Source organism: Pseudomonas sp. R3.Fl (genome assembly GCF_023516765.1).
Lineage (GTDB): Bacteria > Pseudomonadota > Gammaproteobacteria > Pseudomonadales > Pseudomonadaceae > Pseudomonas > Pseudomonas citronellolis.
Genome location: NZ_JAMGSO010000001.1, coordinates 2,637,459 through 2,663,605 on the forward strand (window position 1 = coordinate 2,637,459; position 26,147 = coordinate 2,663,605).

Annotated in this window: 23 protein-coding genes, 2 tRNA genes and 1 riboswitch; of the genes, 15 read left to right on the forward strand and 10 right to left on the reverse strand. The window is 68.8% G+C overall.

Annotated features, from left to right (window positions below; translation table 11 throughout):
• Positions 1-81: 81 nt before the first annotated feature.
• From M8R19_RS11410 to M8R19_RS11430, 5 genes are all read left to right on the forward strand, one after another.
• Positions 82-1,044 (forward strand): 2-hydroxyacid dehydrogenase, encoded by a 963-nt coding sequence (locus M8R19_RS11410; RefSeq protein ID WP_249917841.1) that lies wholly within the window; start codon positions 82-84, stop codon positions 1,042-1,044.
• Between the two features lie 40 nt (positions 1,045-1,084).
• Positions 1,085-2,089 carry a methyltransferase gene (locus M8R19_RS11415; protein ID WP_249917842.1) on the forward strand — a complete coding sequence of 335 codons (1,005 nt, stop codon included), beginning with the start codon at positions 1,085-1,087 and terminating at the stop codon, positions 2,087-2,089.
• Positions 2,090-2,213: 124 nt separating this feature from the next.
• Positions 2,214-3,680, forward strand: a complete 1,467-nt coding sequence (locus M8R19_RS11420) for an amino acid permease (protein WP_261748800.1) — start codon at positions 2,214-2,216, stop codon at positions 3,678-3,680.
• Between the two features lie 39 nt (positions 3,681-3,719).
• Positions 3,720-3,870, forward strand: a riboswitch (yybP-ykoY riboswitch).
• A 67-nt stretch (positions 3,871-3,937) separates the two neighbouring features.
• Positions 3,938-4,519: a TMEM165/GDT1 family protein gene (locus M8R19_RS11425; RefSeq protein WP_009617469.1), complete on the forward strand. Its 582-nt coding sequence runs from the start codon at positions 3,938-3,940 to the stop codon at positions 4,517-4,519.
• 86 nt (positions 4,520-4,605) lie between these two features.
• On the forward strand, positions 4,606-5,049 hold the full coding sequence (locus M8R19_RS11430) for a ketosteroid isomerase-related protein (RefSeq protein ID WP_249917843.1): 444 nt from the start codon (positions 4,606-4,608) through the stop codon (positions 5,047-5,049).
• 470 nt (positions 5,050-5,519) lie between these two features.
• Here the strand turns inward: M8R19_RS11430 and M8R19_RS11435 are convergent, their stop codons facing one another.
• Both M8R19_RS11435 and M8R19_RS11440 read right to left on the reverse strand, forming a co-directional pair.
• Positions 5,520-6,503, reverse strand: coding sequence for an NAD-dependent epimerase/dehydratase family protein (locus tag M8R19_RS11435; protein WP_249917844.1), 984 nt, complete (start codon positions 6,501-6,503; stop codon positions 5,520-5,522).
• A 79-nt stretch (positions 6,504-6,582) separates the two neighbouring features.
• Complete coding sequence (locus M8R19_RS11440; RefSeq protein ID WP_249917845.1) at positions 6,583-7,404, reverse strand: M48 family metallopeptidase; 822 nt, start codon at positions 7,402-7,404, stop codon at positions 6,583-6,585.
• 192 nt (positions 7,405-7,596) lie between these two features.
• Between M8R19_RS11440 and M8R19_RS11445 the strand changes: the two genes are divergently transcribed.
• On the forward strand, positions 7,597-9,738 hold the full coding sequence (locus tag M8R19_RS11445) for a methyl-accepting chemotaxis protein (protein ID WP_116422711.1): 2,142 nt from the start codon (positions 7,597-7,599) through the stop codon (positions 9,736-9,738).
• Positions 9,739-10,017: 279 nt separating this feature from the next.
• Here M8R19_RS11445 and hemH read toward each other — a convergent pair whose 3' ends face one another.
• Together hemH and M8R19_RS11455 are read right to left on the reverse strand one after the other, a co-directional pair.
• The gene (gene hemH / locus M8R19_RS11450; RefSeq protein WP_074977382.1) at positions 10,018-11,043 is read right to left on the reverse strand and encodes a ferrochelatase; all 1,026 of its coding nucleotides are present in this window, start codon (positions 11,041-11,043) and stop codon (positions 10,018-10,020) included.
• Positions 11,044-11,052: 9 nt separating this feature from the next.
• Positions 11,053-11,976, reverse strand: a complete 924-nt coding sequence (locus M8R19_RS11455; protein WP_249917846.1) for a TIGR01777 family oxidoreductase — start codon at positions 11,974-11,976, stop codon at positions 11,053-11,055.
• 267 nt (positions 11,977-12,243) lie between these two features.
• On the opposite strand from M8R19_RS11455, the gene M8R19_RS11460 reads away from it, so the two are divergent.
• From M8R19_RS11460 to phrB, 4 genes are all read left to right on the forward strand, one after another.
• Complete coding sequence (locus M8R19_RS11460; protein WP_009617460.1) at positions 12,244-13,227, forward strand: NAD(P)/FAD-dependent oxidoreductase; 984 nt, start codon at positions 12,244-12,246, stop codon at positions 13,225-13,227.
• A 117-nt stretch (positions 13,228-13,344) separates the two neighbouring features.
• On the forward strand, positions 13,345-14,304 hold the full coding sequence (locus M8R19_RS11465; protein ID WP_249917847.1) for a YbgA family protein: 960 nt from the start codon (positions 13,345-13,347) through the stop codon (positions 14,302-14,304).
• Positions 14,294-15,244, forward strand: a complete 951-nt coding sequence (locus tag M8R19_RS11470; protein WP_116422715.1) for a MerR family transcriptional regulator — start codon at positions 14,294-14,296, stop codon at positions 15,242-15,244. The genes M8R19_RS11465 and M8R19_RS11470 overlap by 11 nt, the downstream gene beginning before the upstream one ends.
• Positions 15,241-16,668 (forward strand): deoxyribodipyrimidine photo-lyase, encoded by a 1,428-nt coding sequence (gene phrB, locus M8R19_RS11475; protein ID WP_116422716.1) that lies wholly within the window; start codon positions 15,241-15,243, stop codon positions 16,666-16,668. The genes M8R19_RS11470 and phrB overlap by 4 nt, the downstream gene beginning before the upstream one ends.
• Before the next feature lie 424 nt (positions 16,669-17,092).
• Here phrB and M8R19_RS11480 read toward each other — a convergent pair whose 3' ends face one another.
• The 6 genes from M8R19_RS11480 to hemA form a co-directional block, all read right to left on the reverse strand.
• A complete protein-coding gene (locus M8R19_RS11480) occupies positions 17,093-17,617 on the reverse strand; it encodes an acyloxyacyl hydrolase (protein ID WP_249917848.1) in 525 nt (174 codons plus the stop codon).
• A gap of 126 nt (positions 17,618-17,743) precedes the next feature.
• Positions 17,744-18,538 (reverse strand): glutamate racemase, encoded by a 795-nt coding sequence (murI, locus tag M8R19_RS11485; RefSeq protein WP_058071534.1) that lies wholly within the window; start codon positions 18,536-18,538, stop codon positions 17,744-17,746.
• On the reverse strand, positions 18,531-19,286 hold the full coding sequence (locus M8R19_RS11490) for a molybdopterin-synthase adenylyltransferase MoeB (protein ID WP_249917849.1): 756 nt from the start codon (positions 19,284-19,286) through the stop codon (positions 18,531-18,533). Before M8R19_RS11490 ends, murI begins: the two co-directional genes overlap by 8 nt.
• Positions 19,280-20,110, reverse strand: coding sequence for a peptide chain release factor N(5)-glutamine methyltransferase (prmC, locus tag M8R19_RS11495; RefSeq protein WP_249917850.1), 831 nt, complete (start codon positions 20,108-20,110; stop codon positions 19,280-19,282). The genes M8R19_RS11490 and prmC overlap by 7 nt, the downstream gene beginning before the upstream one ends.
• Positions 20,111-20,116: 6 nt before the next feature.
• The gene (gene prfA / locus M8R19_RS11500) at positions 20,117-21,199 is read right to left on the reverse strand and encodes a peptide chain release factor 1 (RefSeq protein WP_074977365.1); all 1,083 of its coding nucleotides are present in this window, start codon (positions 21,197-21,199) and stop codon (positions 20,117-20,119) included.
• Positions 21,196-22,464: a glutamyl-tRNA reductase gene (gene hemA / locus M8R19_RS11505; protein WP_249917851.1), complete on the reverse strand. Its 1,269-nt coding sequence runs from the start codon at positions 22,462-22,464 to the stop codon at positions 21,196-21,198. Before hemA ends, prfA begins: the two co-directional genes overlap by 4 nt.
• Before the next feature lie 189 nt (positions 22,465-22,653).
• Between hemA and M8R19_RS11510 the strand changes: the two genes are divergently transcribed.
• The 5 genes from M8R19_RS11510 (at position 22,654) to M8R19_RS11530 (ending at position 26,097) form a co-directional block, all read left to right on the forward strand.
• Entirely contained in the window at positions 22,654-24,375 is a 1,722-nt protein-coding gene (locus M8R19_RS11510; protein WP_074977361.1) for a tetratricopeptide repeat protein, read from the forward strand.
• An 8-nt stretch (positions 24,376-24,383) separates the two neighbouring features.
• Entirely contained in the window at positions 24,384-25,007 is a 624-nt protein-coding gene (lolB, locus tag M8R19_RS11515; RefSeq protein ID WP_009617438.1) for a lipoprotein insertase outer membrane protein LolB, read from the forward strand.
• Position 25,008: 1 nt separating this feature from the next.
• On the forward strand, positions 25,009-25,857 hold the full coding sequence (gene ispE / locus M8R19_RS11520; protein ID WP_249917852.1) for a 4-(cytidine 5'-diphospho)-2-C-methyl-D-erythritol kinase: 849 nt from the start codon (positions 25,009-25,011) through the stop codon (positions 25,855-25,857).
• A 32-nt stretch (positions 25,858-25,889) separates the two neighbouring features.
• Positions 25,890-25,964 (forward strand) — tRNA-Gln (locus M8R19_RS11525).
• Positions 25,965-26,022: 58 nt separating this feature from the next.
• Positions 26,023-26,097 (forward strand) — tRNA-Gln (locus M8R19_RS11530).
• Positions 26,098-26,147: the final 50 nt, after the last annotated feature.

The window sequence follows — 26,147 nt, forward strand, 5'->3', positions numbered from 1 at the left end:
AACCTCCGCAGGGGTGGGATTAACGCCGTCAGGCTGGCAACCTTACGCCAGCCCCGTTTCCCGCAAAAGGAACAGCCAGCGATGAACAGCACTCGCGCCGTCTTTCTCGACACCGCCTCCCTCGACCTCGGCGACCTCGACCTGCAGCCCCTGCGCCAGGCCTTCGGCGAGCTGGTCCTGCACCCCGCCAGCGCCCCGGACGAGATCGCCGGGCGCCTGCACGAGGCCAACGTGGCCATCAGCAACAAGGCGCCCATCAGCGCCGAAACCCTGGCCCAGTGCCCGGACCTCAGGCTGATCCTGGTCACCGCCACCGGCACCAACAACATCGACCTGGCCGCCGCCCGCGAGCGTGGCATCGCCGTGGCCAACTGCCAGGGCTACGGCACCGCTTCGGTGGCCCAGCACGCCATCCTGCTGCTGCTCGCCCTGGCCACCCGGCTGCCCGACTACCAGGCGGCGGTCCGCGCCGGACGCTGGCAACAGTCCACCCAGTTCTGCCTGCTGGACTTCCCCATCGTCGAGCTGGAAGGCAAGACCCTCGGCCTGCTCGGCCATGGCGAACTGGGTGGCGCGGTGGCCCGCCTGGCCGAGGCCTTCGGCATGCGCGTGCTGCTCGGCCAACTTCCTGGCCGCCCGCCGCGCGCCGACCGCCTGGCGCTGGACGAGCTGCTGCCGCAGGTCGACGCCATCAGCCTGCACTGCCCGCTGACCGAGCAGACCCGCGGGATGATCGGCCAGCGCGAACTGGACCTGATGAAGCCCGGCGCCTTCATCGTCAACACCGCCCGCGGCGGCCTGATCGACGAGCAGGCCCTGGCCGACACCCTGCGCCGCGGCCACCTGGGCGGCGCCGCCACCGACGTGCTCAGCGTCGAGCCGCCGAAGGACGGCAACCCGCTGCTGGCCGGCGACATCCCGCGGCTGATCGTCACCCCGCACAACGCCTGGGGCAGCCGCGAGGCGCGGCAGCGCATCGTCGGCCAGGTAACGGACAACGCCGCGGCCTTCTTCCGCGGCGACAAGCTGCGGCGGGTCGACTGAAGCGCGAAGTGCTAAACTCGCGCCCTTTTTAGGAGGCCGCATGTCCAACGCCCCCACCAGCGAGGTGCTGCTGCGCCAGATCGAACGTTTCGCCGGCCGCGTGCTGCTGGCAGGCCTGCCCGCCGACGGCCTGCTCGGCGAGCTGCCGCAAGCCCTGGGCTGGAGCTGGCACGCCGGCGAGCAGCGGCAACTGGACGGCCGCTACCCGGGACGCTGCCATTTCGGCGTGACGCCGCCGGAAGGCGAGTTCGACGCCGCCGTGCTGTTCCTGCCCAAGTCCCGCGAGCTGACCGACTACCTGCTGGCCGCCCTGGCCAGCCGCGTGCCCGGCGGCCAGCTGTACCTGGTGGGCGAGAAGCGCGCCGGCGTCGAGCGCGCCGCCAAGCAGCTCGGCACCCTGGCCAAGGCCGCCAAGCTCGACAGCGCGCGGCACTGCCAGCTGTGGCACGCCGCCATCGACGGCGCCCTGCCCTGCCCCGACCTGCACGCCCAGTCCCTGCGCTACACGCTGGCCCTGGCCGACGGCGAACTGCAGGTGGTCACCCTGCCCGGCGTGTTCAGCCATGGCCGCCTGGACCGCGGCAGCGCCCTGCTGCTGGACCACCTGGACGGCCTGCCCGAAGGCCACGTGCTGGACTTCGGCTGCGGCGCCGGCGTGCTCGGCGCGGTGCTCAAGCGCCGCTACCCGGGCAGCCGCCTGAGCCTGCTCGACGTCGACGCCTTCGCCCTGGAAAGCAGCCGCCTGACCCTCGCCGCCAACGGCCTGGAAGGCGAGGTGATCGGCGGCGACGGCATCGACGCGGCGCCGGCCGGCCTGGCCGCCATCGTCAGCAACCCGCCCTTCCACCAGGGCGTGCACACCGACTACCAGGCCAGCGAACGCCTGCTGCGCGAAGCCGCGCAGCACCTGCGCCCGGGCGGCGAACTGCGCCTGGTGGCCAACAGCTTCCTCAAGTACCCGCCGCTGATCGAACAGCACCTGGGCCCCTGCCGCAGCCTCGCCGTGGGCGACGGTTTCCGCATCTACAGCGCCCGCCGCCCCTGAGCCCGGGCGCCTCGCCGCAGCCCCACTACACTCCACCCAGACCGAAAGGGCGCGCCGGGCCGGCGCGCCTCACGAGCCGAGGATCGCCGTGAAAAGCACCGTGAAAGAAGCCGAGCTGACCTTCGTGAAGTCGCCGGAAACGACCCCAGCGCACCTGAAGCGTTCGCTCAAGCCCAGGCACCTGAACATGATCGCCATCGGCGGCTCGATCGGCACCGGGCTGTTCGTCGCCTCCGGCAGCACCGTCGCCACCGCCGGCCCCGGCGGCGCGCTGCTGGCCTACGCGCTGATCGGCCTGATGGTGTTCTTCCTGATGACCAGCCTGGGCGAGATGGCTGCCTACATCCCCGACTCCGGCTCCTTCTCCACCTACGGCAGCCGCTTCATCGACGATGGCTTCGGCTTCGCCATGGGCTGGAACTACTGGTACAACTGGGCGGTGACCATCGCCGCGGAACTGGTGGCCGCGCAGCTGGTGATGCACTTCTGGTTCCCCGAGGTGTCGGGCATCTACTGGAGCGCCGGCTTCCTCGCCATCATGTTCGGCCTCAACTTCTTCTCGGTGAAGGGCTTCGGCGAGAGCGAGTTCTGGTTCGCGCTGATCAAGGTGGTGGCCGTGGTGATCTTCATCGGCATCGGCCTGGCCAGCATCATCGGCATCATGCACGGCATCGACTCCCCCGGCTTCAGCAACTTCACCACCGGCGACGCCCCCTTCGTCGGCGGCCTGCAGGCCATGGTCGGGGTGGCGATGATCGCCGGCTTCTCGTTCCAGGGCACCGAGCTGATCGGCGTCGCCGCCGGCGAGTCGGAGCACCCGCACAAGTCGATCCCCATCGCCATCCGCCAGGTGTTCTGGCGGATCCTGATGTTCTACATCCTGTCGATCTTCGTCATCGGCATGCTCATCCCCTACACCGATCCGAACCTGCTCAAGACCGACAGCAGCGACATCAGCACCTCGCCCTTCACCCTGCTCTTCGAGCGCGCCGGCCTGGCCGCGGCGGCCGGGGTGATGAACGCGGTGATCCTCTCGGCGATCCTCTCCGCCGGCAACTCGGGGATGTACGCCTCCACCCGCATGCTCTACACCATGGCCCTGCATGGCCAGGCGCCGCGCCTGTTCCAACAGATCTCGCAGAGCGGCGTGCCACGCTACGCGCTCTATGCCACAACGCTGGTCGGCGGGCTGTGCTTCCTCACCAGCTTCATCGGCGACAAGACCGTCTACACCTGGCTGCTCAACACCTCGGGCATGTGCGGCTTCATCGTCTGGCTGGGCATCGCCATCTCCCACTACCGCTTCCGCAAGGGCTACCTGCTGCAGGGCGGCAAACTGGAGGAGCTGCCCTACCGCGCCAAGTGGTTCCCCTTCGGCCCGTTGTTCGCCTTCGCCCTGTGCCTGGCGATCACCCTCGGGCAGAACTACCAGGCGTTCGTCGGCGAGACGATCGACTGGACCGGGCTGGTCGCCACCTACATAAGCCTGCCGCTGTTCCTCGTCATCTGGTGGGGCTACCGCCTGAAGAACGGCAGCCGCTTCGTCCGCTACGAGGAGATGGACGTCACCTCCGGCCGCGACGTCGACTGAACGCCGGGCTTGCCCAAGCCGGACGACTTGGGCAGAATGCGCCCCGTCCTAGGGGAGTAGTCTCCCGCGAGCGGTTCCCGCCCTCGCCCGGCACGCGTCAACACACTTGGTCCGCAGACCATGGCGCGTGCGGCCCCAAGGCCCGCAGCAGTCGGGCCCGGGTTTGACAAGACCTATGACACGAGCGATCCGACCCGGGGTGGGCGGATGGCGCGTGTCATTGGTGATTAGTCGACCCGCCCCCTTAGGAAAGCCTGATGGAATCCCTGTTCGTCCCCATCCTGGTGGTTGCCCTCGCCGAAATCGGCGACAAGACGCAACTGCTCGCCCTCGTCCTCGCCGCGCGCTTCCGCAAGCCCTGGCCGATCATCGCCGGCATCGTCGCCGCTACCCTGGTCAACCACTTCGCCGCCGGCGCCGTGGGCAAATGGGTCTCCACCTTCTTCTCCGAAGCCGCCCTGAGCTGGCTGCTGGCCGCGTCCTTCCTCGCCGTGGCGGCCTGGACCCTGGTGCCGGACAAGCTGGATGACGACGAAGAAGGCGGCCTGAAGAAATTCGGTCCCTTCCTCACCACGCTGATCGCCTTCTTCCTCGCCGAGATGGGCGACAAGACCCAGGTCGCTACCGTGATGCTGGCCGCGCAGTACCCGCACTTCTGGCTGGTGGTGCTGGGCACCACCATCGGCATGCTGCTGGCCAACGTGCCGGTGGTGCTGGCCGGCAACTTCGCCGCCGAGCGCCTGCCGCTGGCGCTGATCCGCCGCCTGGCCGCCTGCGCCTTCGCCGTCCTGGGTCTGGCCGCGGCCTGGCACGCGGCCACGCTGTCCGGGCTGTTCTGACAGCCGCTCCGGCGTGGCGGCCAATGTTGCCGCCACGCCATCGTCCTACAGTTGTAGCTGTCGCCCCTTCGCTGAAGGAAACAGCCATGACCGACAAGGACCTGAAACGCCTCGCCCGCCAGCACATCGACCTGAGCTGGAACAAGGGCCGCCTGGCCCTGGCCACCCAGCTGCACAGCCCGGACTTCCTCTACAAGAGCAGCTTCTCCGCCCAGCCCCTGGACAGCGCCGGCTACCGGCGGCTGATCGAGGGCATCCGTTCGTCCATGGACGACCTGGAAGTGGTGGTCGAGGAATGCATCGGCGAGGGCCACAAGGTGTTCACCTGGAGCACCCTGGTCGGCACCATCAGCCGCCCCGCCTTCGGCTACCCGGCCAGCGACAAGGTGGTCAGCATCCCCGGCATGGCCCTGTGGCTGTTCAACAGCCACGGCAAGCTGCAGGAGCTGTGCACGCTGATCGACATGGAAAGCTTCCGCAGCCAGATGGGCCTGCAGAACCGCCCACTGGCGGAGCAGGCGTTGCCCTGAGGCGGCAGCCTTCTCATGTAGGAGCGCGCCCTGCGCGCGAAATCGCGGGCAAGGCCCGCTCCTACAGTTTGCGGTAAGGCACGGAGTTTCCCCGTAGGAGCGGACCTTGTCCGCGATAGCCGGACGTATCGGCGCGATTCGCGGATAAGATCCGCTCCTACGCCACCCCACCCACGCCATTCCAATGTAGGAGCGCGCCCTGCGCGCGATTCGCGGGCAGGGCCCGCTCCTACAGTTACAGTTTGCGGTGAGGCACGGAGTTTCCCCGGAGCGGACCTTGTCCGCGATAGCCGGAACCACCGGCGCGATTCGCGGATAGGATCCGCTCCTACGCCGCCCCACCCACACCACCCCCTGTAGGAGCGCGCCCTGCGCGCGAATCGCGGGCAGGGCCCGCTCCTACAGTTTGCGGTGAAGCACAGCATTCCCCGTGCGGACATGGCTCTTCGCAGTCGGCGAGACTGTTGCGCCTACAGGTACCCGTTGGCGCGGAACCAATTGATGGCCCGCTGCAGGGTGTCCTCCAGCGGCACATGGCTTTCGAAGCCCAGCTCCTCGCGGGCCTTGCGTCCGTCGAGGAACTGCCCGCCGGCCATCACCTCGATGGCGGTTTCGTCCAGCAGCGGCAGCTTGCCGGTCAGGCGGTAGCGCCAGCGGCCCAGGGTGGCCAGGGCGCGGGCGCGGTGCAGCGGCATCGGCTGCGGTGCCGGGCGGCCCAGCAGGTGGGCGATGGTGGCGGTGAGCTCGGCCATCTCCACGTTGTGCCCGGTGAGCAGGTAGCGCTCGCCGATGCGCCCGCGTTCCAGGGTCATCAGCAGGCCGCGCCCCGCCTCGCCGGCATCGATCACGTTGCGCCGCCCCGGCACGTAGTGGGACATCTCGCCGCGGCCGATGGCGGTGATCAGGCGCCCGGTGGTCGGGCCCATGTCCAGCTCGCCCAGCACCATGCCGGGAATCCCGATCACCACCGGCAGGCCGCCGCGGGCCTGCTCGCGGGCCTGTTCGTCCAGCGCCCACTTGCACATCACGTAGGCGCTCTTGCCGGTGGGCAGGCTCTCGTAGAACAGCCCCTCGTGGCCGGGCAGGCCCTGGGGGTGCGGGGGCATGGCGAAGGCCGAGCCGACGTAGAGGATGCGCGGCACCTTGTTGTGCAGGCAGGCCGCGTAGAAATGATTGGTCTGGTCCAGGGCGCTGGCCACCTCCTCCTGCCAGCGGCGCGGCCGCTGCGGGTAGTAGCCGGCGCTGAAGATCACCGCGTCGAGCCCGCTCAGGGCGCGCTCCAGCCCCTTGTAGTCGAACAGTTCGGCGACCCGGCACTCCGGCTCCAGGTAGGCCAGGCGCTGGATCTGCGAGGACGGGCGATGGACCAGCACCAACTGGTGGCCGGCGGCCTTGATGGCGCGCGCGGCGTGGTGGCCGAGGAGCCCGGTGGCTCCGAGTACTGCGATTTTCACTGGCGCTCCCTGGTGATGGTCGAACCGGCCGCGTCGGCGGCCGGCTGCAACGGATCGACGGCGTCGATCCCCCCGCTCGTCAATTGCGGCCCTTGGCCTGCTCGTACAGCGGCATCACCTTGGGAATGGCGGCCTGCAGGTTGGCCATGCGTGTGCTGTCCGCCGGGTGGGTGCTGAGGATTTCCGGCGGCGCGTCGCCACCGGCCTGGCCCATCTTCTGCCACAGCGTCAGCGCGGCCTGGGGGTTGTAGCCGGCGCGGGCGGCCAGCTCCAGGCCGATGAGGTCGGCCTCGGTCTCGTTCTGCCGGCTGTTGGGCAGGGTCAGGCTGTACTGCACCACCTGGTCGGCCAGCTGCTTGCTGGTCTCGCCCAGGCCCAGCAGCGCGCCGCCGAGGTTCTCCCCCATCTGCACGGCGTAGGCGCGGGACATCTGCTCGCGGCCGTGCTCACGCAGAGCGTGGGCGATCTCGTGGCCCATCACCGCGGCGATCTCGTCGTCGCTGAGCTTCAGCTGATCGATCAGGCCGCTGTAGAAGATGATCTTGCCGCCGGGGCCGCAGTTGGCGTTGAGCTCGTCGCTCTTGATCACGTTGACCTGCCAGTCCCAGCCCGGGGCGTCCTGGCGGAACGAGCCGGTCTGCGGGATCAGCCGCGCGGCCACGGCCTTGACGCGCTTGGCGTCGCTGCTGTCGTTGTCCAGCTTGCCCGCCGACGTCGCGTCAGTGAGGGTCTTCTGGTACGACTGCGAGTACATCTGGTCGACCTGCTGGCTCGACAGCATGCTGAACATGTACTGCTTGCGCTCGACGCCGACGGCGCCGCCGCTGGTGGTGTTGACCTGCTGGCACCCGGCCAGGAGCAGGGCGGCGGCCAGGCCGGTGAAGCGGAATAGGCTGGGCATGATGCTCTCCTGAAGCAATGCAATCTCCCTTGGACAGCGCGCAATGGTAGGCCGCCCCCCGATGGCCGGCAACCGCTCCGCAAAGGAGACGACACAAGGGCGTTACAACCCATTACAGGCATTTCCTAAGGAAACTCTGAAGTCCTGCCGATACAGCGGAACAGGCTGTCCCTGGTACGCGAGTATTTCGTCATGAAGTTCAAGTCGATCCAGTTTTCCGTGGTGGCGCTGGCCGGGGCCAGTGTCCTGGCTGTGGTGGCTGCGTTGGTACTCTATGCCCTGTTCGCCGGCGGGCGCACCCAGACGCTGGTGCAGGAGCGCACCCAGGCGCTGCTGGAGAAGGTCATCAACGAACGCCTGGTGGCCCTGGCGCGCGCCCAGGCCAGCCAGATCCAGCGCGAGCTGGAATACCCGCTGACGGTGGTCAAGGGCCTGGCCCAGGCCAACATGCTGATGGATGGCAAGGACGCCGAAGGCAAGCCGCTGCTGGGCATCAGCCGGGGCGAGATGTCCAACCTGCTGCGCCAGACCGTGCAGCAGAACCCCAAGCTGCTGGACGCCTTCGCCGGCTGGGAACCCGGCGCCTTCGCCGGCCCCGACAGCCTCTACGCCGGACAGACCGGCGCCGGCTACGACGCCAGCGGGCGCTTCATGCCCTGGTGGTACCGCAAGGCCGACGGCAGCCTCACCGTGGAAGCCATGGGCGACACCCTGGAAAGCCAGAAGGTGCTGCCCACCGGCGTGCGCGAGGGCGAGTACTACCTGTGCCCGAAGGAACGCCACAAGCCCTGCGTGATCGACCCCGCGCCCTATGAAATGGGCGGCAAGATGGTGCTGATGTCGTCCTTCAACGCGCCCATCCTGGTCGACGGCCAGTTCCGCGGCGCGGTGGGCGCCGACCTGTCCCTGGACTTCATCCAGGACCTGCTCAAGGCCGCCGACGCCACCCTCTACGACGGCGCCGGCGAGCTGGCGCTGATCTCCGCCAACGGCCGCCTGGTGGCCTACACCAAGGACGCCGGCAAGCTCGGCGAACCGGCCGACAAGGTGCTGGACGCGAGCCAGGCCGCCAGCCTCGGCAAGCTGCAGGGCGAAGAGCCGCTGTACCAGCAGGACGAAGCCCGCGACACCATCGCCGTATTCCTGCCCTTCGCCATCGGCGACACCGGCACGCACTGGACGCTGATGCTGGAGATCCCGCGCCAGGCGGTGTTCGGCGAACTCAAGCAACTGCAGGGCGCGCTCAAGGCGCAGAGCGATTCCGACACCCTGGGCATGACCCTGGTCGGCCTGCTCATCGCCGCCGGCGGCCTGCTGGTGATCTGGCTGGTGGGCCACGGCATCGCCCGGCCGCTACGCCAGCTGGTCGGCATGCTCGACGACATCGCCCAGGGCGAAGGCGACCTCACCCGCCGCCTGTCCAGCGAGCGCGCCGACGAACTGGGCTCCATCGCCCGCGGCTTCAACACCTTCCTCGGCAAGCTGCAGGGCATGATCGGCCAGGTGGTGACCTCGGTGCAGCACGTCAGCGACTCCTCCGAGCACACCGCGGACATCGCCATCCGCACCAACCAAGGCGTGCAGAAGCAACTGGCGGAGATCGAACTGGTGGCCACCGCCGTCCACGAGATGACCGCCACCGCCCAGGACGTGGCGCGCAACGCCACCCACGCGGCGGAAGCGGCCAGCCACGCCGACCAGGCCGCGCACCAGGGCAAGCAGATCGTCGAGAGCAGTTCGGCGGCGATCCAGGCCCTGGCCACCGAGATCGGCCGCGCGGTCGGCGTGGTGCAGTCGCTGGCCCGCGACAGCGAGAACATCAACGCCATCCTGGTGGCCATCCGCGGCATCGCCGAGCAGACCAACCTGCTGGCGCTCAACGCCGCCATCGAGGCGGCGCGCGCCGGCGAGCAGGGCCGCGGCTTCGCCGTGGTGGCCGACGAAGTGCGCAACCTGGCGCAGAAGACGCAGCAGGCCACCGAGGAAATCCAGAGCATGATCCAGCAGCTGCAGAACGGCACCCGCGAAGTGGTGCAGGTGATGCAGCAGAGCCAGGAGAAGACCGACGACAGCGTGCGCCACGCCCACGAGGCGGCCCAGGCGCTGGAGTCGATCACCCAGGCGGTGTCGGTGATCAACGACATGAACACCCAGATCGCCAGCGCCGCCGAGGAACAGAGCGCGGTGGCCGAGGACATCAACCGCAACGTCGCCAACATCGGCCTGGTCGCCAACCAGGTGGCCGGCGGCGCCGACGAAGCCTCCCAGGCCAGCGCCGAGCTGACGCGGCTGGCGGAGCAGCAGCGGCGGTTGGTGAATCAGTTCAAGGTGTAGGGCCTCGCCGTCACCCCTGAACCCGCCACAATGCCATGCCCATGTAGGAGCGCGCCCTGCGCGCGAATCGCAGGCAGGGCCTGCTCCTACAGTCAGCCTGGAGGCACCGTATTCCCCTGTAGGAGCGAGCTTGCTCGCGAACCAGCCCCGCTGCGGAATCTGTTCGCGAGCAAGCTCGCTCCTACGAGAAGCCTTGCCCGCCCGTATGGTAGGAGCGGACTCCGTCCGCGATTGGACCCGCAGGCTACGTCGGCTTGCCCGGTGGCACGAAAACGGCCGTCAGAGCGGCTCCGGCAACCGCTCGCACAGCCGCGCCAGCGCCAGCGCCCAGGCCTGCTGGTCGTTCAGGCAGGGAATCAGCACCAGCTCCTCGCCGCCGGCGGCGATGAACTGCTCGCGGCCGCGCTGGCCGATCTCCTCCAGGGTCTCGATGCAGTCGGCGACGAAGGCCGGGCACATCACCAGCAGGCGCTTCACGCCCTGCTTCGCCAGGACTTCCAGCTGCGCGTCGGTGTAGGGGCCGATCCACTTGGCGCGACCCAGGCGCGACTGGAACGACACCGACCAGCGGCCCTTCTCCAGGGCGGCGTTCTCGGCGAACAGCTCCGCGGTGCGCAGGCACTGGCTGCGGTAGCACAGCGCCAGGACCTCCGGGCGCACGTGGCGGCTGTCGGCGGCGTCGAGGTCGTGGTTGCGGTCGCCCACCAGCTTGCGGATGTGTCGCTCGGGCAGGCCGTGGAAGCTCAGCAGCAGGTGGTCGTAGGGCTGCTCCAGGTAGGGCTGCACGCTGGTCAGCAGGGCCTGCTGGTATTCCGGCTCGGCGTAGAACGGCGGCAGCACCATCAGGTGCATGCCGTGCAGGCCGAGCTGGCGGATCAGCCGGCGGGCCTCCTCGATGACGGTGGTGGTGGTGCTGTCGGCGAACTGCGGGTACAGCGGCGCCAGGGTCACCTGGCGCACACCCTGCTCGTAGAGGTCGAGCAGGGCGTTCTCGATGGACGGCTGGCCGTAGCGCATGGCCAGCGCCACCGGGCCGTGCGGCCAGTACTTGCGCATGACCTGCTGCAGGCGGCGGCTGATCACCACCAGCGGCGAACCCTGGTCCCACCAGATGGAGGCATAGGCGTGCGCCGACTCCTCCGGGCGCTTGCGCAGGATCAGCGACACCAGCAGGCGCCGCGCCGGCCAGGGCAGGTCGACGACGTACGGGTCCATGAGGAACTGGTCCAGGTAACGGCGCACATCGGCCACCTCCGTCGAGGCCGGCGAGCCCAGGTTGACCAGCAGCAGGGCGTTGAGGGTCATGCAGCATCCTTAGTGACGGTGGGCGGCCACCGGACGATGCGCGAGGACATCGGCGAGGGCGGCCGGCAGATCGTTGTAGCGGAACACGAAGCCGGCTTCCAGCAGGCGCCGGGGCTCCACGCGCTGGCCGCCGAGCAACAGCAGCGACAGCTCGCCGAGCAGGGTGCGCAGGGCGAAGGCCGGCACGCCCAGCAGGGTCGGGCGGTGCAGCGCCTGGCCCAGGGCCCGGGTGAAGTCGCGGTTGCGCACCGGCTGCGGCGCGCACGCATTATACGGACCGCTGGCGTCGCTTAGCTGCAAGAGAAAATCGATCAGGCCGATCATGTCCTCGATGTGCACCCAGGACATCCATTGCCGGCCGTTGCCCAACTGGCCGCCCAGGCCGAAGCGGAACGCCGGCAGCAGGCGCGCGAGGAAGCCGCCCTCCGGCGCCAGCACCAGCCCGGTGCGCAGGCGCACCACGCGGATGCCCAGGCCCTCGGCCTGCATGGCGATCTGCTCCCAGGCCAGGCACAGCTCGCTGGCGAAATCCTCGCCGGCCGCCGCGCTGCCTTCGTCCAGCGGGCGCTCGCCGGCGTCGCCGTACCAGCCGACCGCCGAGCCGCTGATCAGCACCGAGGGCCGCTGGCTGCGGCCCTCCAGCCACTCCACCAGACGCTCGGTGAGGCGCACCCGGCTGTCCCACAGCAGCGCCTTGCGCCGCGCCGTCCAGGGCCGCTCGGCGATGGGCTCGCCGGCCAGGTTGACCACCGCGTCGACCTGTTCGTCGCCCACCGCCTCGAAGCTGGAAACGCCCCGAACCTCGCGCCCGCAAAGCTCGGCGACGCGCTCCGGACGGCGGCTCAGCACCGTCAGCCGATGACCGGCGGCGCTCCAGTGGCGGCACAGGCGGCGGCCGATCAGACCGGTACCGCCGGTAATGAAGATGTGCATCTGAACCTCCTTGCGCTGAACTCCCACACCTACCATCAGTCTGGACGAGGGAACGGCGCTTGCATTACTGCTCCCGTCCGAGTGTGGCGAACGTCTACGCTGTAAATGCCGGAACCGATACGCGACGCCCCCGAAGGAATGGCCGCGAAGCGTGGACGAAATTCCGCTCGACCGTTCGAACGGCGACCGAACAACTATACAAATAAAACCGATTGTACAAGGTTGTTCGACTCGCTAACCTGAACACAACAACCTACGAGGCATGTCATGAGCGCCCCCATTGCCATCATTGGCACCGGAATCGCCGGACTCTCAGCCGCCCACGCCCTGCTAGACGCGGGACAGGAAGTCCAGCTCTTCGACAAGGGCCACGGCAGCGGCGGCCGCATGGCGAGCAAGCGCAGCGATGCTGGCGCGCTCGACCTCGGCGCCCAGTACTTCACCGCCCGCGACCGCCGCTTCCTCGACGCCATCCAGCACTGGCGCGACGCCGGCTGGGTCGCCGAGTGGGACCCGGCCCTGTACCAGTACCGCGACGGCATGCTCAGCCCATCGCCGGACGAGCAGCCGCGCTGGGTCGGCACCCCGCGCATGAGCGCCATCACCCGCGCGCTGCTGCAGGGGCTGCAGGTCACCTTCTCCTGCCGCATCACCGAAGTCTTCCGCGGCCAACAGCACTGGCACCTGCAGGACTCCGAAGGCTGCAACCACGGCCCGTTCAGCCACGTCCTGGTCGCCACCCCGGCGCCGCAGGCCGCGGCGCTGCTGGCCGGCGCGCCCAAGCTGGCGGCGGCGGCGGCGAGCATCGCCATGGAGCCGACCTGGGCCGTGGCCCTGGGCTTCGCCGAACCCCTGCAGACACCGGTGCAAGGCTGCTTCGTCCAGGAAGGCCCGCTGACCTGGATGGCCAGCAACCGCTGCAAGCCCGGCCGCGACGAACACATGGACACCTGGGTGCTGCACGCCAGCAGCAGCTGGAGCCGGCAGAACATCGACAAGCCCAAGGAAACCGTCATCGAGCACCTGCTGGGCACCTTCGCCGAGATGATCGGCTGCGCGGTGCCCGAACCGGTGTTCGCCCTGGCCCACCGCTGGCTCTATGCCCGGCCGCTAGAAGCGCACCAGCTGGGCGCGCTGGCCGATGCCGACCTTGGCATCTACGCCTGCGGCGACTGGTGCCTCTCCGGCCGTGTCGAAGGCGCCTGGCTGAGCGGCCTGGAAGCGGCGCGCCGGCTGCTGCAACACCTCTGAGCCCCACGGCACCCGCCTGGGCGCCGCACCCTGTACAAGTAATTTGCGGCTGTACAACGTTCGGCCTATGCTGAAAAATAGTTGTACACGCGAAGCCTACTTGTACAGGGTCCGACCATGTCCACCTCCCCTTCCCGGCCCAAGCTCGGCATCAGCGCCTGCCTGCTCGGCGCGAACGTCCGTTACAACGGCGGGCACAAGGCTTCGCGCCTGTGCCTGGAGGACCTCGCCCGGCACTTCGATTTCGTCCCGCTGTGCCCGGAAGTCGCCATCGGCCTGGGCGTGCCGCGCCCCACCCTGCGGCTGGTCGGCGACGCCACGCAGCCACGCGCCGTGGACAGCCGCGATGCGACCCTGGACCACAGTGCGGCATTGCGTCGCCATGGCGCTGAACAGGCCGGCCAGCTGGACGAACTGGGTGGCTTCATCTTCATGCAGAAGTCGCCCTCCTGCGGCCTGCACCGCGTCAAGCTCTACGCGGAGGATGGCCAGCCGCCCATGGCCGGCGCCCGCGGCCTGTTCGCCGAAGCCTTCTGCGCCGCCCGCCCCGAGCTGCCGGTGGAAGAGGAAGGCCGCCTGCACGATCCCCGCCTGCGCGAGAACTTCGTCACCCGCGTCTACGCCCATCTCGATTGGCTCGCCCTGTGCCGCGCCGGGCTGACACACAAGGCGATCCTCGACTTCCACTCACGCCACAAGTACCAGCTGCTCGCCCACAATCCGCGCCAGTACGCCGAGCTGGGCCGCCTGCTGGCGGACATCGGCCGCTACCCGGCAGCACAGTTCGGCTCGCGTTACTACCGGGCCTTCAGCCAGGCGCTGGGCCACTGCGCCAGTAGAGGCAACCACAGCAACGTGCTGCAGCACCTGGCCGGCTACCTCAAGCGCGCCCTGGCGGCGGACGACCGCGCCGAACTGCAGTTGCTGATCGAGCAATACCGCCACGGCGAGGTACCGCTGGTGGTGCCCCTGGCGCTGCTCAAGCACCACTTCCGCCGCCACCCGCACCCGTACATCGCCCGCCAGGCGTACCTGCAACCCCACCCCGAGGCCCTGGGTCTACGCAATGCCATCTGAACGAAGCAACACCCTTCCCGACGATTATCGCCAGGCGCTGGCCGCCGGCTGGTTGCCGATCAGCGAAGTGGCGCGGCGCACCGGGGTGAACCCGGTGACGCTGCGCGCCTGGGAACGCCGCTATGGGCTGGTGGTCCCCCAGCGCACCGCCAAGGGCCACCGCCTGTACTCCGCCGAGCAGTTGGAGCGGATCCGCCGCGTGCTCACCTGGCTGGAGCGCGGCGTGGCGGTGGGCAAGGTGCGCGACCTGCTCGACGAACCGCCACGGACGGCAGCCGATACCCACTCGCCCTGGGACGACCTGCGCCAGCAGGCGTTGAGCGCCATCGCCCGGCTCGACGAGCAACGCCTGGACGAGCTGTTCAACGGCGCGCTGTCGATCTACCCGGCGCAGACACTGTGCGAGCACCTGATGCTGCCATTGCAGCGCGACCTCCAGCTACGCTGGCAGGGCCAGTTCGGCAGCGGCCTGGAGCGCCTGCTCTACCACTCCTGGCTGCGCAGCAAGCTGGGCGGCCGCCTGTATCACTACAACCGCCAGCACCAGGGCCGCCCCTTGCTGCTGGTGAACCAGTCGGAACACCCGCGGGAAACCGGCCACTGGCTATGCGCCTGGCTGGCCAGTTCCGCCGGCTGCCCGGTGCAGGTGTTCGACGGCCCGCTGTCCTGCGCCGAGATCGCCCTGGTCGAGCAGCGCCTGAACCCACGCGCCCTGCTCCTCTATTCCGACCAGAGCCTGAGCCCGACGCAACTGTCGCGCCTGCTCGCCGGCTGCATCTGCCCCACCCTGCTGGTGGGCGCCAGCGTGGACATCCATGCCCAGGAACTGGCCGAGCTGCAGCGTGAAAGCCACCCGGGCCTGCACCTGGCGCAGGACCCGTTGCAGGCGCGCGCCACCCTGCACGCCCTAGGCCTGCTCAACGGCGGGGGTGGCGAATGAGGCGCCAACTGCTCTGGTTGCGCAGCGACCTGCGCGTACGCGACAACAGCGCCCTGGCCGCCGCCGCGCAGGCCGGCCCGGTGATCGCCTGCTACCTGCTCAGCCCCGGCCAGTGGCGCGCCCACGACGATTCGCCGAACAAGGTCGACTTCTGGCTGCGCAACCTGCAGGCGCTGCAACGCGACCTGGCGCGGCTGAACATTCCCCTGCTGCTGCGTGAAGCGGACACCTGGAGCCAGGCGCCGGAAGTGCTGCTGCAGCTGTGCCGCAGCCTGGGCATCGCCGCGGTACGGGTGAACGAGGAGTACGGCATCCACGAAAGCCGCCGCGACGAGGCGGTGAAACGGCGCCTGGCCGAAGCCGGCGTCGGCTTCCACAGCCACCTGGACCAGTTGCTGTTCGCCCCCGGCAGCCTGCTCACCCGCGGCGGCAGCTACTTCCAGGTCTTCAGCCAGTTCCGCAAGCTCTGCTACCAGCGCCTGGCCACTGCCCTGCCCAGTTGCCTGCCGATACCGCCAGCGCAAGCGCCGCTGGAGGTGGACAGCGACCCCGTGCCGGGGGAACTGCCCGGCTTCACGCCCAGCGCAGCCCTGGCGCGGGAGTTCTGGCCCGCCGGGGAAAAGGCGGCCGGCGAACGCCTGGCCGGCTTCGCCGAGGATGGCCTGGCGCACTACCACGAAAGACGCGACCGCCCGGACCTCGACGGCACCAGCCAGCTCTCCGCCTACCTGGCCGCCGGCGTGCTCTCGCCGCGCCAGTGCCTGCACGCAGCGCTGGCGAACAACCGGGGCGAATTCGAGAGCGGCGGCCCGGGCGCCGTGGCCTGGATCAACGAGCTGCTCTGGCGCGAGTTCTACAAGCACATCCTGGTCGGCTTCCCGCAGGTCAGCCGCGGCCGCGCCTTCCGCACTCAAACCGAGGCACTGCCCTGGCGCCACGCGCCGGTGGAGCTGGAAGCCTGGCAGCAGGGCCGCACCGGCTTCCCGATCATCGACGCGGCGATGCGCCAGTTGCTGGCCACCGGCTGGATGCACAACCGCCTGCGCATGCTCACCGCCATGTTCCTCAGCAAGAACCTGCTGATCGACTGGCGCGAAGGCGAGCGCTGGTTCATGCGCCACCTGGTGGACGGCGATCTGGCGGCGAACAACGGCGGCTGGCAATGGAGCGCCTCCACCGGCACCGACGCCGCGCCCTACTTCCGCCTGTTCAACCCGCTGGCGCAATCGCGCCGCTTCGATCCCCACGGGCGTTTCCTGCGCCAGTGGCTGCCGGAGCTGGCCGGCCTGGACAACGAAAGCCTGCACGAGCCATCGCGCCTGGGGCTGTTCGGCGCGCCCGGCTACCCGGCGCCGATGCTCGACCTGGCGGCGAGCCGCGAGCGGGTGCTGGAGGCCTTCCGCAAGCTGCCGGGGGCTGCCTAGTCCGCCTACGTTGCAGGCGAACATGACTTCTCGTAGGAGCGAGCTTGCTCGCGAACAGACTCCGCTGCGGGGCTCATTCGCGAGCAAGCTCGCTCCTACGAAGAGCACCCCGGATGCGGTGCTACCCGATGACCTGTAGGAGCGGGCCCTGCCCGCGATTTCGCGCGCAGGGCGCGCTCCTACATGGAATGGTGTGGGTGGGGCGGCGTAGGAGCAGATCTCATCCGCGAATCGCGCCGGGGTGTGACATGGTCCGGAAGAAACACCCCGTAGGATGGGTTGAGCGAAGCGATACCCATCGCCATGACCGCATGGGTCTCGCAAGCTCAACCCATCCTACGAAAAGCCCTTCGGCGTAGTCGGCAAGCTCATACGGGCATAAAAAAACCGGCCACCAGGGCCGGTTTTTTCGCACAGCTAGAACTTACAGCGGATGACTGTAGAACAGGCTGTAGGACTCGATGCCGTCGTTGGGCATCGAGAGCCCGGCATTCGAGTAGTGGATGGCGCGGATGCCCACCGACTGGCCGCCGGCGAACCTCAGGCCGAAGCCCAGACGGTCCTCGAAGGCGAAGGCGCTGCCCAGGTCATGGTCGCCAACCTCGGAGCCGCTGAAGCCGGCGATGCCGATGCCGGCCTCGATGAAGGGCTTCACGCTGTCGCCGTTGAACTGGTAGACGAACACCGGCGCGACGGACAGCGAATAACGGGCGCCCGCGCGGTCGCCGGCCCCCCAGTAGGTGACGCCGGTATCCCAGTAGCCGGTCAGGTGGCCGGTACTGCTTTCCCACCAGCTCTTGTCCCAGTCGAAACTCGCGCCCAGGCGCAGGGTCATGTCGCCCTGGCCGGTGGCACCTGCCGCGGCGGTCAGATTCGCGGCCTGCGCTGCGCCGGCTGCGCCCACCATCATGATTGCGGCCAAGGCGGCCAGCGAGAGTAGCTTCTTCATCGAAAGATCCTTATGGATAAGCTGAATGAAAAATCCCCGCGAATAGCTAATGATTATAAGGCGATTTGCCAGATATGGCCTGCGAAATGTCAGCGCATTGTTACGTATGCGCGGAAACTTCCTTGCTCAATCGGCAAAAAAACTGACCGATTCATCAAGGCCCCACAGCACCGGCAACACCCTCTCGAACATCTCGACTGCCCCGCTGGTGAAGAAGTGCGTTTTTTTTGCCGGCCCCCGCGCCTCCAGGCCACGGCTGGCCAGCGACGCCTGCAGATGGCGGGCCACTGCGGCGCCGGTGTCAATCAGCGATACGCCGGGCGGCAGCATCCGGCCCAGCAGCGGGCGCAGGAAGGGGTAATGGGTGCAGCCGAGGATCAGGGTGTCGCAGCCTTCGGCCAGCAGCGGCTCGACGAAGCCCTGGAGCAGCTCGCGGGTCTGCGGCCCGTCCAGGTCGCCGGCCTCGATGCGCTCGACCAGCCCCGGGCAGGGCTGGGTGATCACCCGCACGTCGCTGGCGAAGCGGTCGAGCAGCGCGGCGAAGCGCGCGCTCTTCAAAGTGCCGGTGGTGGCCAGCACGCCGACCACGCCGCTGCGCGTTGCAGCGGCAGCCGGCTTCACCGCCGGCTCCATGGCCAGGATCGGCAGCTGTGGATAACGCTCACGCAGGTCGGAGGCCGCCGCCGCGGTGGCGGTGTTGCAGGCCAGCACCAGGGCCTTGCAGTCGCGGGCGATGAGGAATTCGGCGATGCGCCGGCAGCGCTCGCGGATGTATTCCGGGGTTTTCTCGCCGTAGGGCACGTGGCCGCAGTCGGCCAGGTACACCAGCGATTCGTCCGGCAGCCGCGCGCGGATCTCGCGCAGCACCGAAAGGCCGCCGACGCCGGAGTCGAAGACCCCTATCGGCCGCTCGTCAGCCATGCCGTGAACCGCAGACCGCGCACTGCGGGTCGCGCTTGACGCGCAGCTCGCGGAAGCGCGTGCCCAGGGCATCCACCAGCAGCAGGCGGCCCACCAGCGGCTCGCCGAAGCCGGCCAGCAGCTTCAGCGCCTCCAGCGCCTGTAAGCTGCCGACCAGGCCCACCAGCGGCCCGGCCACGCCGGCTTCGCTGCAGGTCAGCTCGGCTTCGCTGCCGTGGCCGTAGAGGCAGTGGTAGCAGGGGCTGTCGTCGCGGCGCGGGTCGAATACCGAGAGCTGGCCTTCCAGGCGGATGGCCGCGCCGCTGACCAGCGGCTTGCCGGCGGCGACGCAGGCGGCGTTGACCGCCTCGCGGGTGGAGAAGTTGTCGCAGCAGTCCAGCACCAGGTCGACCTGGACCAGCACCGCGGCCAGGGAATCCTCGTCCAGCGCCTGGCGGTGCGGCACCAGCTTCACCTGCGGGTTGATGGCGGCCAGGCGGGCCATGGCCGAGTCCACCTTGCTGCGCCCGACCTGGGTGCTGTCGTGCACCACCTGGCGCTGCAGGTTGGTCACGTCGACGCTGTCGAAGTCGGCCAGGTGCAGTTCGCCGACGCCGGCCGCGGCCAGGTACAGCGCCACCGGCGAGCCCAGCCCGCCGAGGCCGACGATCAGCACGCGGCTCTGTTTCAGGCGCAGCTGGCCGTCGATGTCGATCTGCGGCAGGAGGATCTGCCGGCTGTAACGCAGCAGTTCTTCGTCGTTCAACATGGCAGGCGCCCCAGGCTGATGCGTTCGTGGCCGCCCAGGTCGCGGCGGCTTTCCACTTCGCTGAAACCATTGCCCAGCAGCAGGTCGCGCACCGCCGCGGCCTGGTCATAGCCGTGCTCCAGCAGCAGCCAGCCGCCCGGTTCGAGGAAGCGCGGGGCCTGGGCGACGATCAGGCGGATGTCGTCGAGGCCGTCGTAGCCGGCCACCAGCGCGCTCTTCGGCTCGAAGCGCACGTCGCCCTGCTGCAAGTGCGGGTCGCTGCCGGGGATGTACGGCGGGTTGCCGACGATCAGGGCGAAGCGCTCGCCCTCCAGGGCGGAGAACCAGTGGCTCTGGCGGAAGCCGACGTTGGCCAGGCGCAGGCGCTCGCGGTTGCGTTCGGCCAGGGCCACGGCCTCGGGAATGCGGTCGACGCCGCTGACCTGCCAGCTCAGGCGCTCGCAGGCCAGGGCCAGGGCGATGGCGCCGGTGCCAGTGCCCAGGTCGAGCACCCGCGCCGGGCTGGCCGGCACCATCTGCAGGGCGGTTTCCACCAGCAGCTCGGTGTCCGGGCGCGGGATCAGGGTGTGCGGCGCCACTTCCAGGTCCAGGCTCCAGAAGCCCTGGCGGCCGAGGATGTAGGCCACTGGCTCGCCGGCACGGCGGCGCGCCAGCCAGCCTTCGAAGCGTTCACGCACCTCGCGGTCGACCACCCGCTCCGGCCAGGTGCGCAGGAAACTGCGCGGCTTGCCCAGGGCAGCGGCCAGCAGCAGCTCGGCGTCCAGGCGCGCGCTGGGCGAATCCGGCAGTTGCGCTTCGGCGAGCAGAGTCATGATGGTGGCCATGGCGCCTCAATCCCCCAGGGCGGCCAACTGGTCGGCCTGGTATTCCTGCAGCAGCGGTTCGATCACCTGCTCCACTTCGCCCTCCATCACCTCGCCCAGGGAGTACAGGGTAAGGTTGATGCGGTGGTCGGTGACCCGCCCCTGGGGGAAATTGTAGGTGCGGATGCGCTCGGAGCGGTCGCCCGAGCCCACCAGCAGCTTGCGGGTGCTGGCGATGGCCTGCTGCGCCGCGGCCTGCTGCTGGTCGTTGAGCTTGGCCGCCAGCCAGGCCATGGCCTTGGCGCGGTTCTTGTGCTGCGAGCGCTCTTCCTGGCACTCGACCACGATGCCCGAGGGAATGTGGGTGATGCGCACGGCAGAGTCGGTCTTGTTCACGTGCTGGCCGCCGGCGCCGGAGGAGCGGTAGGTGTCGACGCGCAGGTCGGCCGGGTTGATCTCGATGGCCGCCTGCTCGTCGGGCTCCGGCAGCACCGCGACGGTGCAGGCGGAGGTGTGGATGCGGCCCTGGGACTCGGTGGCCGGCACGCGCTGCACGCGGTGCGCGCCGGACTCGAACTTGAGCTTGGCGTAGACGTTGTCGCCCTCGACACGGGCGATCACCTCTTTATAGCCGCCGTGTTCGCCCTCGTTCTCCGAGAGGACTTCGACGCGCCAGCCCTGGCGCTCGGCATAGCGCGAATACATGCGGAACAGGTCGCCGGAGAAGATCGCCGCCTCGTCGCCGCCGGTGCCGGCGCGGATTTCCAGGAACACGTTGCGCCCGTCGTTCGGGTCCTTGGGCAGCAGCATGCGCTGCAGGCGGTCTTCCAGCTCGACCAGGGAGTCCTTGGCGCTGGCGACCTCCTCCTCGGCCATCTCGCGCAGGTCCGGGTCGCTGTCCTTGAGCAGCGCCTGGGCGCCCTCGAGGTCGGCCTGGGTCTTGCGGAAGTCGCGGAACGCCAGGATCACCGGCTCGACTTCGGCGAACTCGCGGGAATAGGCGCGGAACTTGGTCTGGTCGCTGATCACTTCGGCGTCACCGAGCAGAGCGGTGAGCTCCTCGTAGCGGTCGCTGAGGTTGTCCAGCTTGGTCAGCAGGGAGGCTTTCATCGCTTCTCAAGGCCCTCCTCGAGGGCGAACAGTTCCTGGGCCAGGGCCAGCGCATCGATGCGGCCCTCGGCGGAGAGTTTCTTCATCTGCACGCTGGGCGCGTGCAGCAGCTTGTTGGTCAGACCGCGGGCCAGCTGAGCGAGGATGTCGGTCGGGTCGCCACCGTTGGCCAGCAGGCGCTGGGCCTTCTGCAGCTCCTCGTCGCGCAGGCGCTCGGCCTGCTGGCGGTAGGCGCGCAGCACGTCCACCGCGGCCAGCTCGCGCAGACGCTGCATGAACTCGTGGACGCCGTCGCCGACCAGTTCCTCGGCGGCCTGGGCAGCGCCCTGGCGGCTCTTGAGGTTCTCCGCCACCACTTCGTGGAGGTCGTCGACGCTATAGAGGTAGACGTCGTCCAGCTCGCCGACTTCCGGCTCGATGTCGCGCGGCACGGCGATGTCGACCATGAACATCGGCTTGTGCCGGCGCTGCTTGAGCGCGCGTTCCACCGCGCCCTTGCCGAGGATCGGCAACTGGCTGGCGGTGGAGCTGATGACGATGTCGCTGTGCGCCAGGTGCTCGGGCATGTCCGCCAGCAGGATCGCCTCGGCGCCCAGCTCCTGGGCCAGCAGGCTGGCGCGCTCGAGGGTGCGGTTGGCCACCACGATGCGCTTCACGCCCTGCTCGTGCAGGTGGCGGGCGACCAGGGTGATGGTCTCGCCGGCGCCGATCAGCAGCGCCTGGCTGCGGTGCAGGTCGCTGAAGATCTGCCGCGCCAGGCTGACCGCGGCGAAGGCCACCGACACCGGGTTCTCGCCGATGGCGGTGTCGGTGCGCACGGTCTTGGCGGTGCTGAAGGTGGCCTGGAACAGGCGGCCGAGCATCGGGCCTATGGTGCCGGCCTCGCGGGCCACGGCGTAGGCGGACTTCATCTGGCCGAGGATCTGCGGCTCGCCGAGCACCATGGAGTCCAGGCCGGCGGCCACGCGCATCATGTGGCGCACCGCGTCCTCGTCCTGGTGCACGTAGGCGCAGTTGCGCAGCTCGTCCAGGCTCAGGCGGTGGTAGTCGGCGAGCCAGGCCAGCACGTCCTCGGCCTCCGGATGCTCGATCTCCAGGTACAGCTCGCTGCGGTTGCAGGTGGAGAGGATCGCCGCCTCGCGGCTGGCGGTCAGCCGGCAGAGCAGCTGCAGGGCCTCGACCATCTGCCCGGGGGTGAACGCCACGCGCTCACGGACGGCCACGGAAGCTGTCTTGTGGTTGATGCCAAGGGCGATGAAGGCCATGCGGGATCGCTGAGGTAATTCGGGAAGCCCGCAATTGTCCTACGTCGACCGGTGGAGGACAACCACTGCAATACAAGCAGCCGATCTGTGCGTCTATGCTGGGTTTGGCAGTCCCCACCCCATGGGCTTGCCGAATGGCTTATGTCATGATGGGGCACAACCCGCCGTCCAGGTCCCTCTCTTTCGTCTATGAACAAATCCCTAGCGCTGCTGACCGCCCTGCTGCTGCTCGGTGGCTGCCAATCCATGCTGCACAAGGAACCGGCGCCGAAACCGGCCAAGGACAGTGCGGCCAGCGCGGAGAAGGGCCGCAAGTACGGCTCCTTCAGCGAGGACACCCTGTACTCCCTGCTGGTGGCGGAGATCGCCGGCCAGCGCAACCGCTTCGACATCGCCCTGGCCAACTACGTCGACCAGGCCAAGCAGACCCAGGACCCGGGCGTGGCCGAACGCGCCTTCCGCATCGCCGAGTACCTGGGCGCCGACCAGGAAGCCCTGGACACCTCGCTGATCTGGGCCAAGGCCGCCCCCGACGACCTCGACGCACAGCGCGCCGCCGCCCTGCAGCTGGCGCGCACCGGCCAGTACGACGAATCCATGGTGTACATGGAGAAGGTCCTAAACGGCCAGGGCGACACCCATTTCGACTTCCTCGCCCTGTCCGCCGCGGAAACCGACGCGGACACCCGCGCCGGCCTGCTGCAGAGCTTCGACCGCCTGCTGAAGAAGTACCCCGACAACGGCCAGTTGCTGTTCGGCAAGGCCCTGCTGCTGCAGCAGGACGGCCGCCCGCAGGAGGCCCTGAGCCTGCTGGAGAGCAAGCCGGCCAGCCGCCATGATGTGGCGCCGATGCTGCTGCGCGCGCGCCTGCTGCAGAGCATGAAGCGCAGCGACGAGGCCCTGCCGCTGCTCAAGGCCGGCATCAAGGAACACCCGGACGACAAGCGCGTACGCCTGGCCTACGCCCGCCTGCTGGTGGAGCAGAACCGCCTGGACGACGCCAAGGCCGAGTTCTCCGCCCTGGTGCAGCAGTTCCCCGACGACGACGACCTGCGCTTCTCCCTGGCCCTGGTGTGCCTGGAGGCCCAGGCCTGGAACGAAGCCAAGGTCTACCTGCAGGAACTGGTCGAGCGCGACAGCCACACCGACGCCGCGCACTTCAACCTCGGCCGCCTCGCCGAGGAGCAGAAGGACCCGGAAACCGCGCTCAAGGAATACGCCCAGGTCGGCCCGGGCAACGACTTCCTCCCGGCGCAGCTGCGCCAGAGCGAAATCCTCATGGACTCCGGGCGCAGCGCCGAAGCCTCGCGGCGCCTCGCCGAGGCCCGCGAGCGCCAGCCCGACTACGCCATCCAGCTGTACCTGATCGAGGCCGAGGGCCTGTCCAACCGCAACCAGACCGACCGCGCCTGGCAGGTCATCGAACAGGGCACCAAGCAGTTCCCCGACGACCTCAACCTGCTCTACACCCGCTCCATGCTGGCGGAGAAGCGCGACGACCTGGTGCAGATGGAGAAGGACCTGCGCCTGATCATCCAGCGCGAGCCGGACAACGCCATGGCGCTCAACGCCCTGGGCTACACCCTGGCCGACCGCACCACGCGCTACGACGAGGCCCGCGAACTGATCCAGAAGGCCCACCAGTTGAACCCCGACGACCCGGCCATCCTCGACAGCCTGGGCTGGGTCAACTACCGCCTGGGCAACCTCGACCAGGCCGAAACCTACCTGCGCCAGGCCCTGGAGAAGTTTCCCGACCACGAAGTGGCCGCCCACCTGGGTGAAGTGCTCTGGGCCCGCGGCAAGCAGCGCGAGGCCCGCGAAGTCTGGAGCACCGCCCTGCAGAACCAGCCCGACAGCCCGGTGCTGCGCGACACCCTGCTGCGCCTGACCGGGTCCAAGACCCCCTGAGATTTCCCATGCGTCTGATTCACGTCCTTGGCGCCGCCGCCCTGCTCCTGCTCAGCGGCTGCGCCGGCTTCACCACCCAGGAAGCCCTGCAAGGCCAGGGCAACGCCAACAGCTGGAAGACCCACAAGGAACGCGTCGCCGCCCTCGACGGCTGGCAGATCGACGGCAAGGTCGGCATCCGCGCCCCCCGGGACTCCGGCAGCGGCACCCTGTTCTGGCTGCAGCGCCAGGGCTATTACGACATCCGCCTGTCCGGCCCGCTGGGCCGCGGCGCGGCGCGCCTGACCGGGCGCGAAGGCGCGGTGACCCTCGAAGTCGCCGGGCAGGGCCGCTACCAGGCCGAGTCCCCTGAGGCCCTGCTGGAACAGCAGATGGGCTGGCGCCTGCCGGTGTCCCACCTGCTCTGGTGGATCCGCGGCCTGCCGGCCCCGGACAGCAAGAGCCGCCTGACCCTCGACAGCGACAGCCGCCTGGCGCGCCTGGAGCAGGACGGCTGGGACGTGGAATACAGCAGCTACGCCCAGCAGGACGGCTACTGGCTGCCCGAGCGCCTGAAGCTGCACGGCGAGAACCTCGACGTCACCCTGGTGATCAAGAGCTGGCAACCGCGCCTGCTCGGCCAGGCCCGCTGACATGCGCGAACGCCTGACCCTGCCGGCCCCGGCCAAGCTCAACCTGTTCCTGCACATCCTCGGGCGCCGCGCCGACGGCTACCACGAGCTGCAGACGCTGTTCCAGTTCCTCGACCACGCCGACGAGCTGCACTTCGCCCCCCGCGAGGACGGGCAGATCCACCTGCACACCGAGATCCCCGGCGTGCCCCACGACAGCAACCTGATCGTCCGCGCCGCACGCCAGCTGCAGGAACAGTCCGGCTGCCGACTGGGCGCCGACATCTGGCTGGACAAGCACCTGCCCATGGGCGGCGGCATCGGCGGCGGCAGCTCGGATGCGGCCACCACCCTGGTCGGCCTCAACCACCTCTGGCAACTGGGCTGGGACGAAGACCGCCTGGCGGCCCTGGGCCTGGGCCTGGGCGCCGACGTGCCGGTGTTCGTGCGCGGCCGCGCGGCCTTCGCCGAAGGGGTCGGCGAGAAGCTCACGCCGGTCGAGCTGGAGGAGCCCTGGTTCCTCGTCGCCGTGCCGCAAGTCTTTGTCAGCACAGCAGAAGTTTTCTCCGATCCCGAGTTGACACGGGATACCGCGCCCATTAAAGTTCGCAGCCTTCTCGGGGTGGACGGTCGAAACGACTGTCAGACGGTCGTCGAGAAACGTTACCCAGCTGTACGTAACGCGCTGATGTCGTTGAACAAATTCACATCGGCCAGACTGACCGGAACCGGAGCTTGTGTGTTTGGGAGCTTCCCAAACCAGGGCGATGCTGATAAAGTTCGCCGCCAACTTCCGGCCACTCTGCCAAGCTTCGTCGCACGGGGTCGCAACATCTCCCTGTTGTATCGCAAGCTTCAAGAGCTGACCTGAGAAGGGATGCAGAGCATTCGGTTGTACGATACAGGGGCGTCGCCAAGCGGTAAGGCAGCAGGTTTTGATCCTGCCATGCGTTGGTTCGAATCCAGCCGCCCCTGCCATTAACCCCTCAGGGGTTTGCGTACGACGGTAACCGAAGCGCTGCACAGCAAAATTCATAGGGGCGTCGCCAAGCGGTAAGGCAGCAGGTTTTGATCCTGCCATGCGTTGGTTCGAATCCAGCCGCCCCTGCCATATACAAAAAAGCTGTTCAAAAGCCACGGCCTTTGAACAGCTTTTTGGTT

Coding starts and splice junctions, on each gene's coding strand:
- prmC (WP_249917850.1), bottom strand. CDS start 20,110: ATGGCCACCATCATGACTCTGCTCGCCGAAGCGCAACTGCCGGATTCG.
- phrB (WP_116422716.1), top strand. CDS start 15,241: ATGAGGCGCCAACTGCTCTGGTTGCGCAGCGACCTGCGCGTACGCGAC.
- prfA (WP_074977365.1), bottom strand. CDS start 21,199: ATGAAAGCCTCCCTGCTGACCAAGCTGGACAACCTCAGCGACCGCTAC.
- M8R19_RS11465 (WP_249917847.1), top strand. CDS start 13,345: ATGTCCACCTCCCCTTCCCGGCCCAAGCTCGGCATCAGCGCCTGCCTG.
- M8R19_RS11480 (WP_249917848.1), bottom strand. CDS start 17,617: ATGAAGAAGCTACTCTCGCTGGCCGCCTTGGCCGCAATCATGATGGTG.
- M8R19_RS11510 (WP_074977361.1), top strand. CDS start 22,654: ATGAACAAATCCCTAGCGCTGCTGACCGCCCTGCTGCTGCTCGGTGGC.
- M8R19_RS11455 (WP_249917846.1), bottom strand. CDS start 11,976: ATGCACATCTTCATTACCGGCGGTACCGGTCTGATCGGCCGCCGCCTG.
- M8R19_RS11440 (WP_249917845.1), bottom strand. CDS start 7,404: ATGCCCAGCCTATTCCGCTTCACCGGCCTGGCCGCCGCCCTGCTCCTG.
- M8R19_RS11490 (WP_249917849.1), bottom strand. CDS start 19,286: ATGTTGAACGACGAAGAACTGCTGCGTTACAGCCGGCAGATCCTCCTG.
- murI (WP_058071534.1), bottom strand. CDS start 18,538: ATGGCTGACGAGCGGCCGATAGGGGTCTTCGACTCCGGCGTCGGCGGC.
- M8R19_RS11430 (WP_249917843.1), top strand. CDS start 4,606: ATGACCGACAAGGACCTGAAACGCCTCGCCCGCCAGCACATCGACCTG.
- M8R19_RS11415 (WP_249917842.1), top strand. CDS start 1,085: ATGTCCAACGCCCCCACCAGCGAGGTGCTGCTGCGCCAGATCGAACGT.
- ispE (WP_249917852.1), top strand. CDS start 25,009: ATGCGCGAACGCCTGACCCTGCCGGCCCCGGCCAAGCTCAACCTGTTC.
- hemH (WP_074977382.1), bottom strand. CDS start 11,043: ATGACCCTCAACGCCCTGCTGCTGGTCAACCTGGGCTCGCCGGCCTCG.
- M8R19_RS11445 (WP_116422711.1), top strand. CDS start 7,597: ATGAAGTTCAAGTCGATCCAGTTTTCCGTGGTGGCGCTGGCCGGGGCC.
- M8R19_RS11460 (WP_009617460.1), top strand. CDS start 12,244: ATGAGCGCCCCCATTGCCATCATTGGCACCGGAATCGCCGGACTCTCA.
- lolB (WP_009617438.1), top strand. CDS start 24,384: ATGCGTCTGATTCACGTCCTTGGCGCCGCCGCCCTGCTCCTGCTCAGC.
- M8R19_RS11410 (WP_249917841.1), top strand. CDS start 82: ATGAACAGCACTCGCGCCGTCTTTCTCGACACCGCCTCCCTCGACCTC.
- M8R19_RS11470 (WP_116422715.1), top strand. CDS start 14,294: ATGCCATCTGAACGAAGCAACACCCTTCCCGACGATTATCGCCAGGCG.
- hemA (WP_249917851.1), bottom strand. CDS start 22,464: ATGGCCTTCATCGCCCTTGGCATCAACCACAAGACAGCTTCCGTGGCC.
- M8R19_RS11425 (WP_009617469.1), top strand. CDS start 3,938: ATGGAATCCCTGTTCGTCCCCATCCTGGTGGTTGCCCTCGCCGAAATC.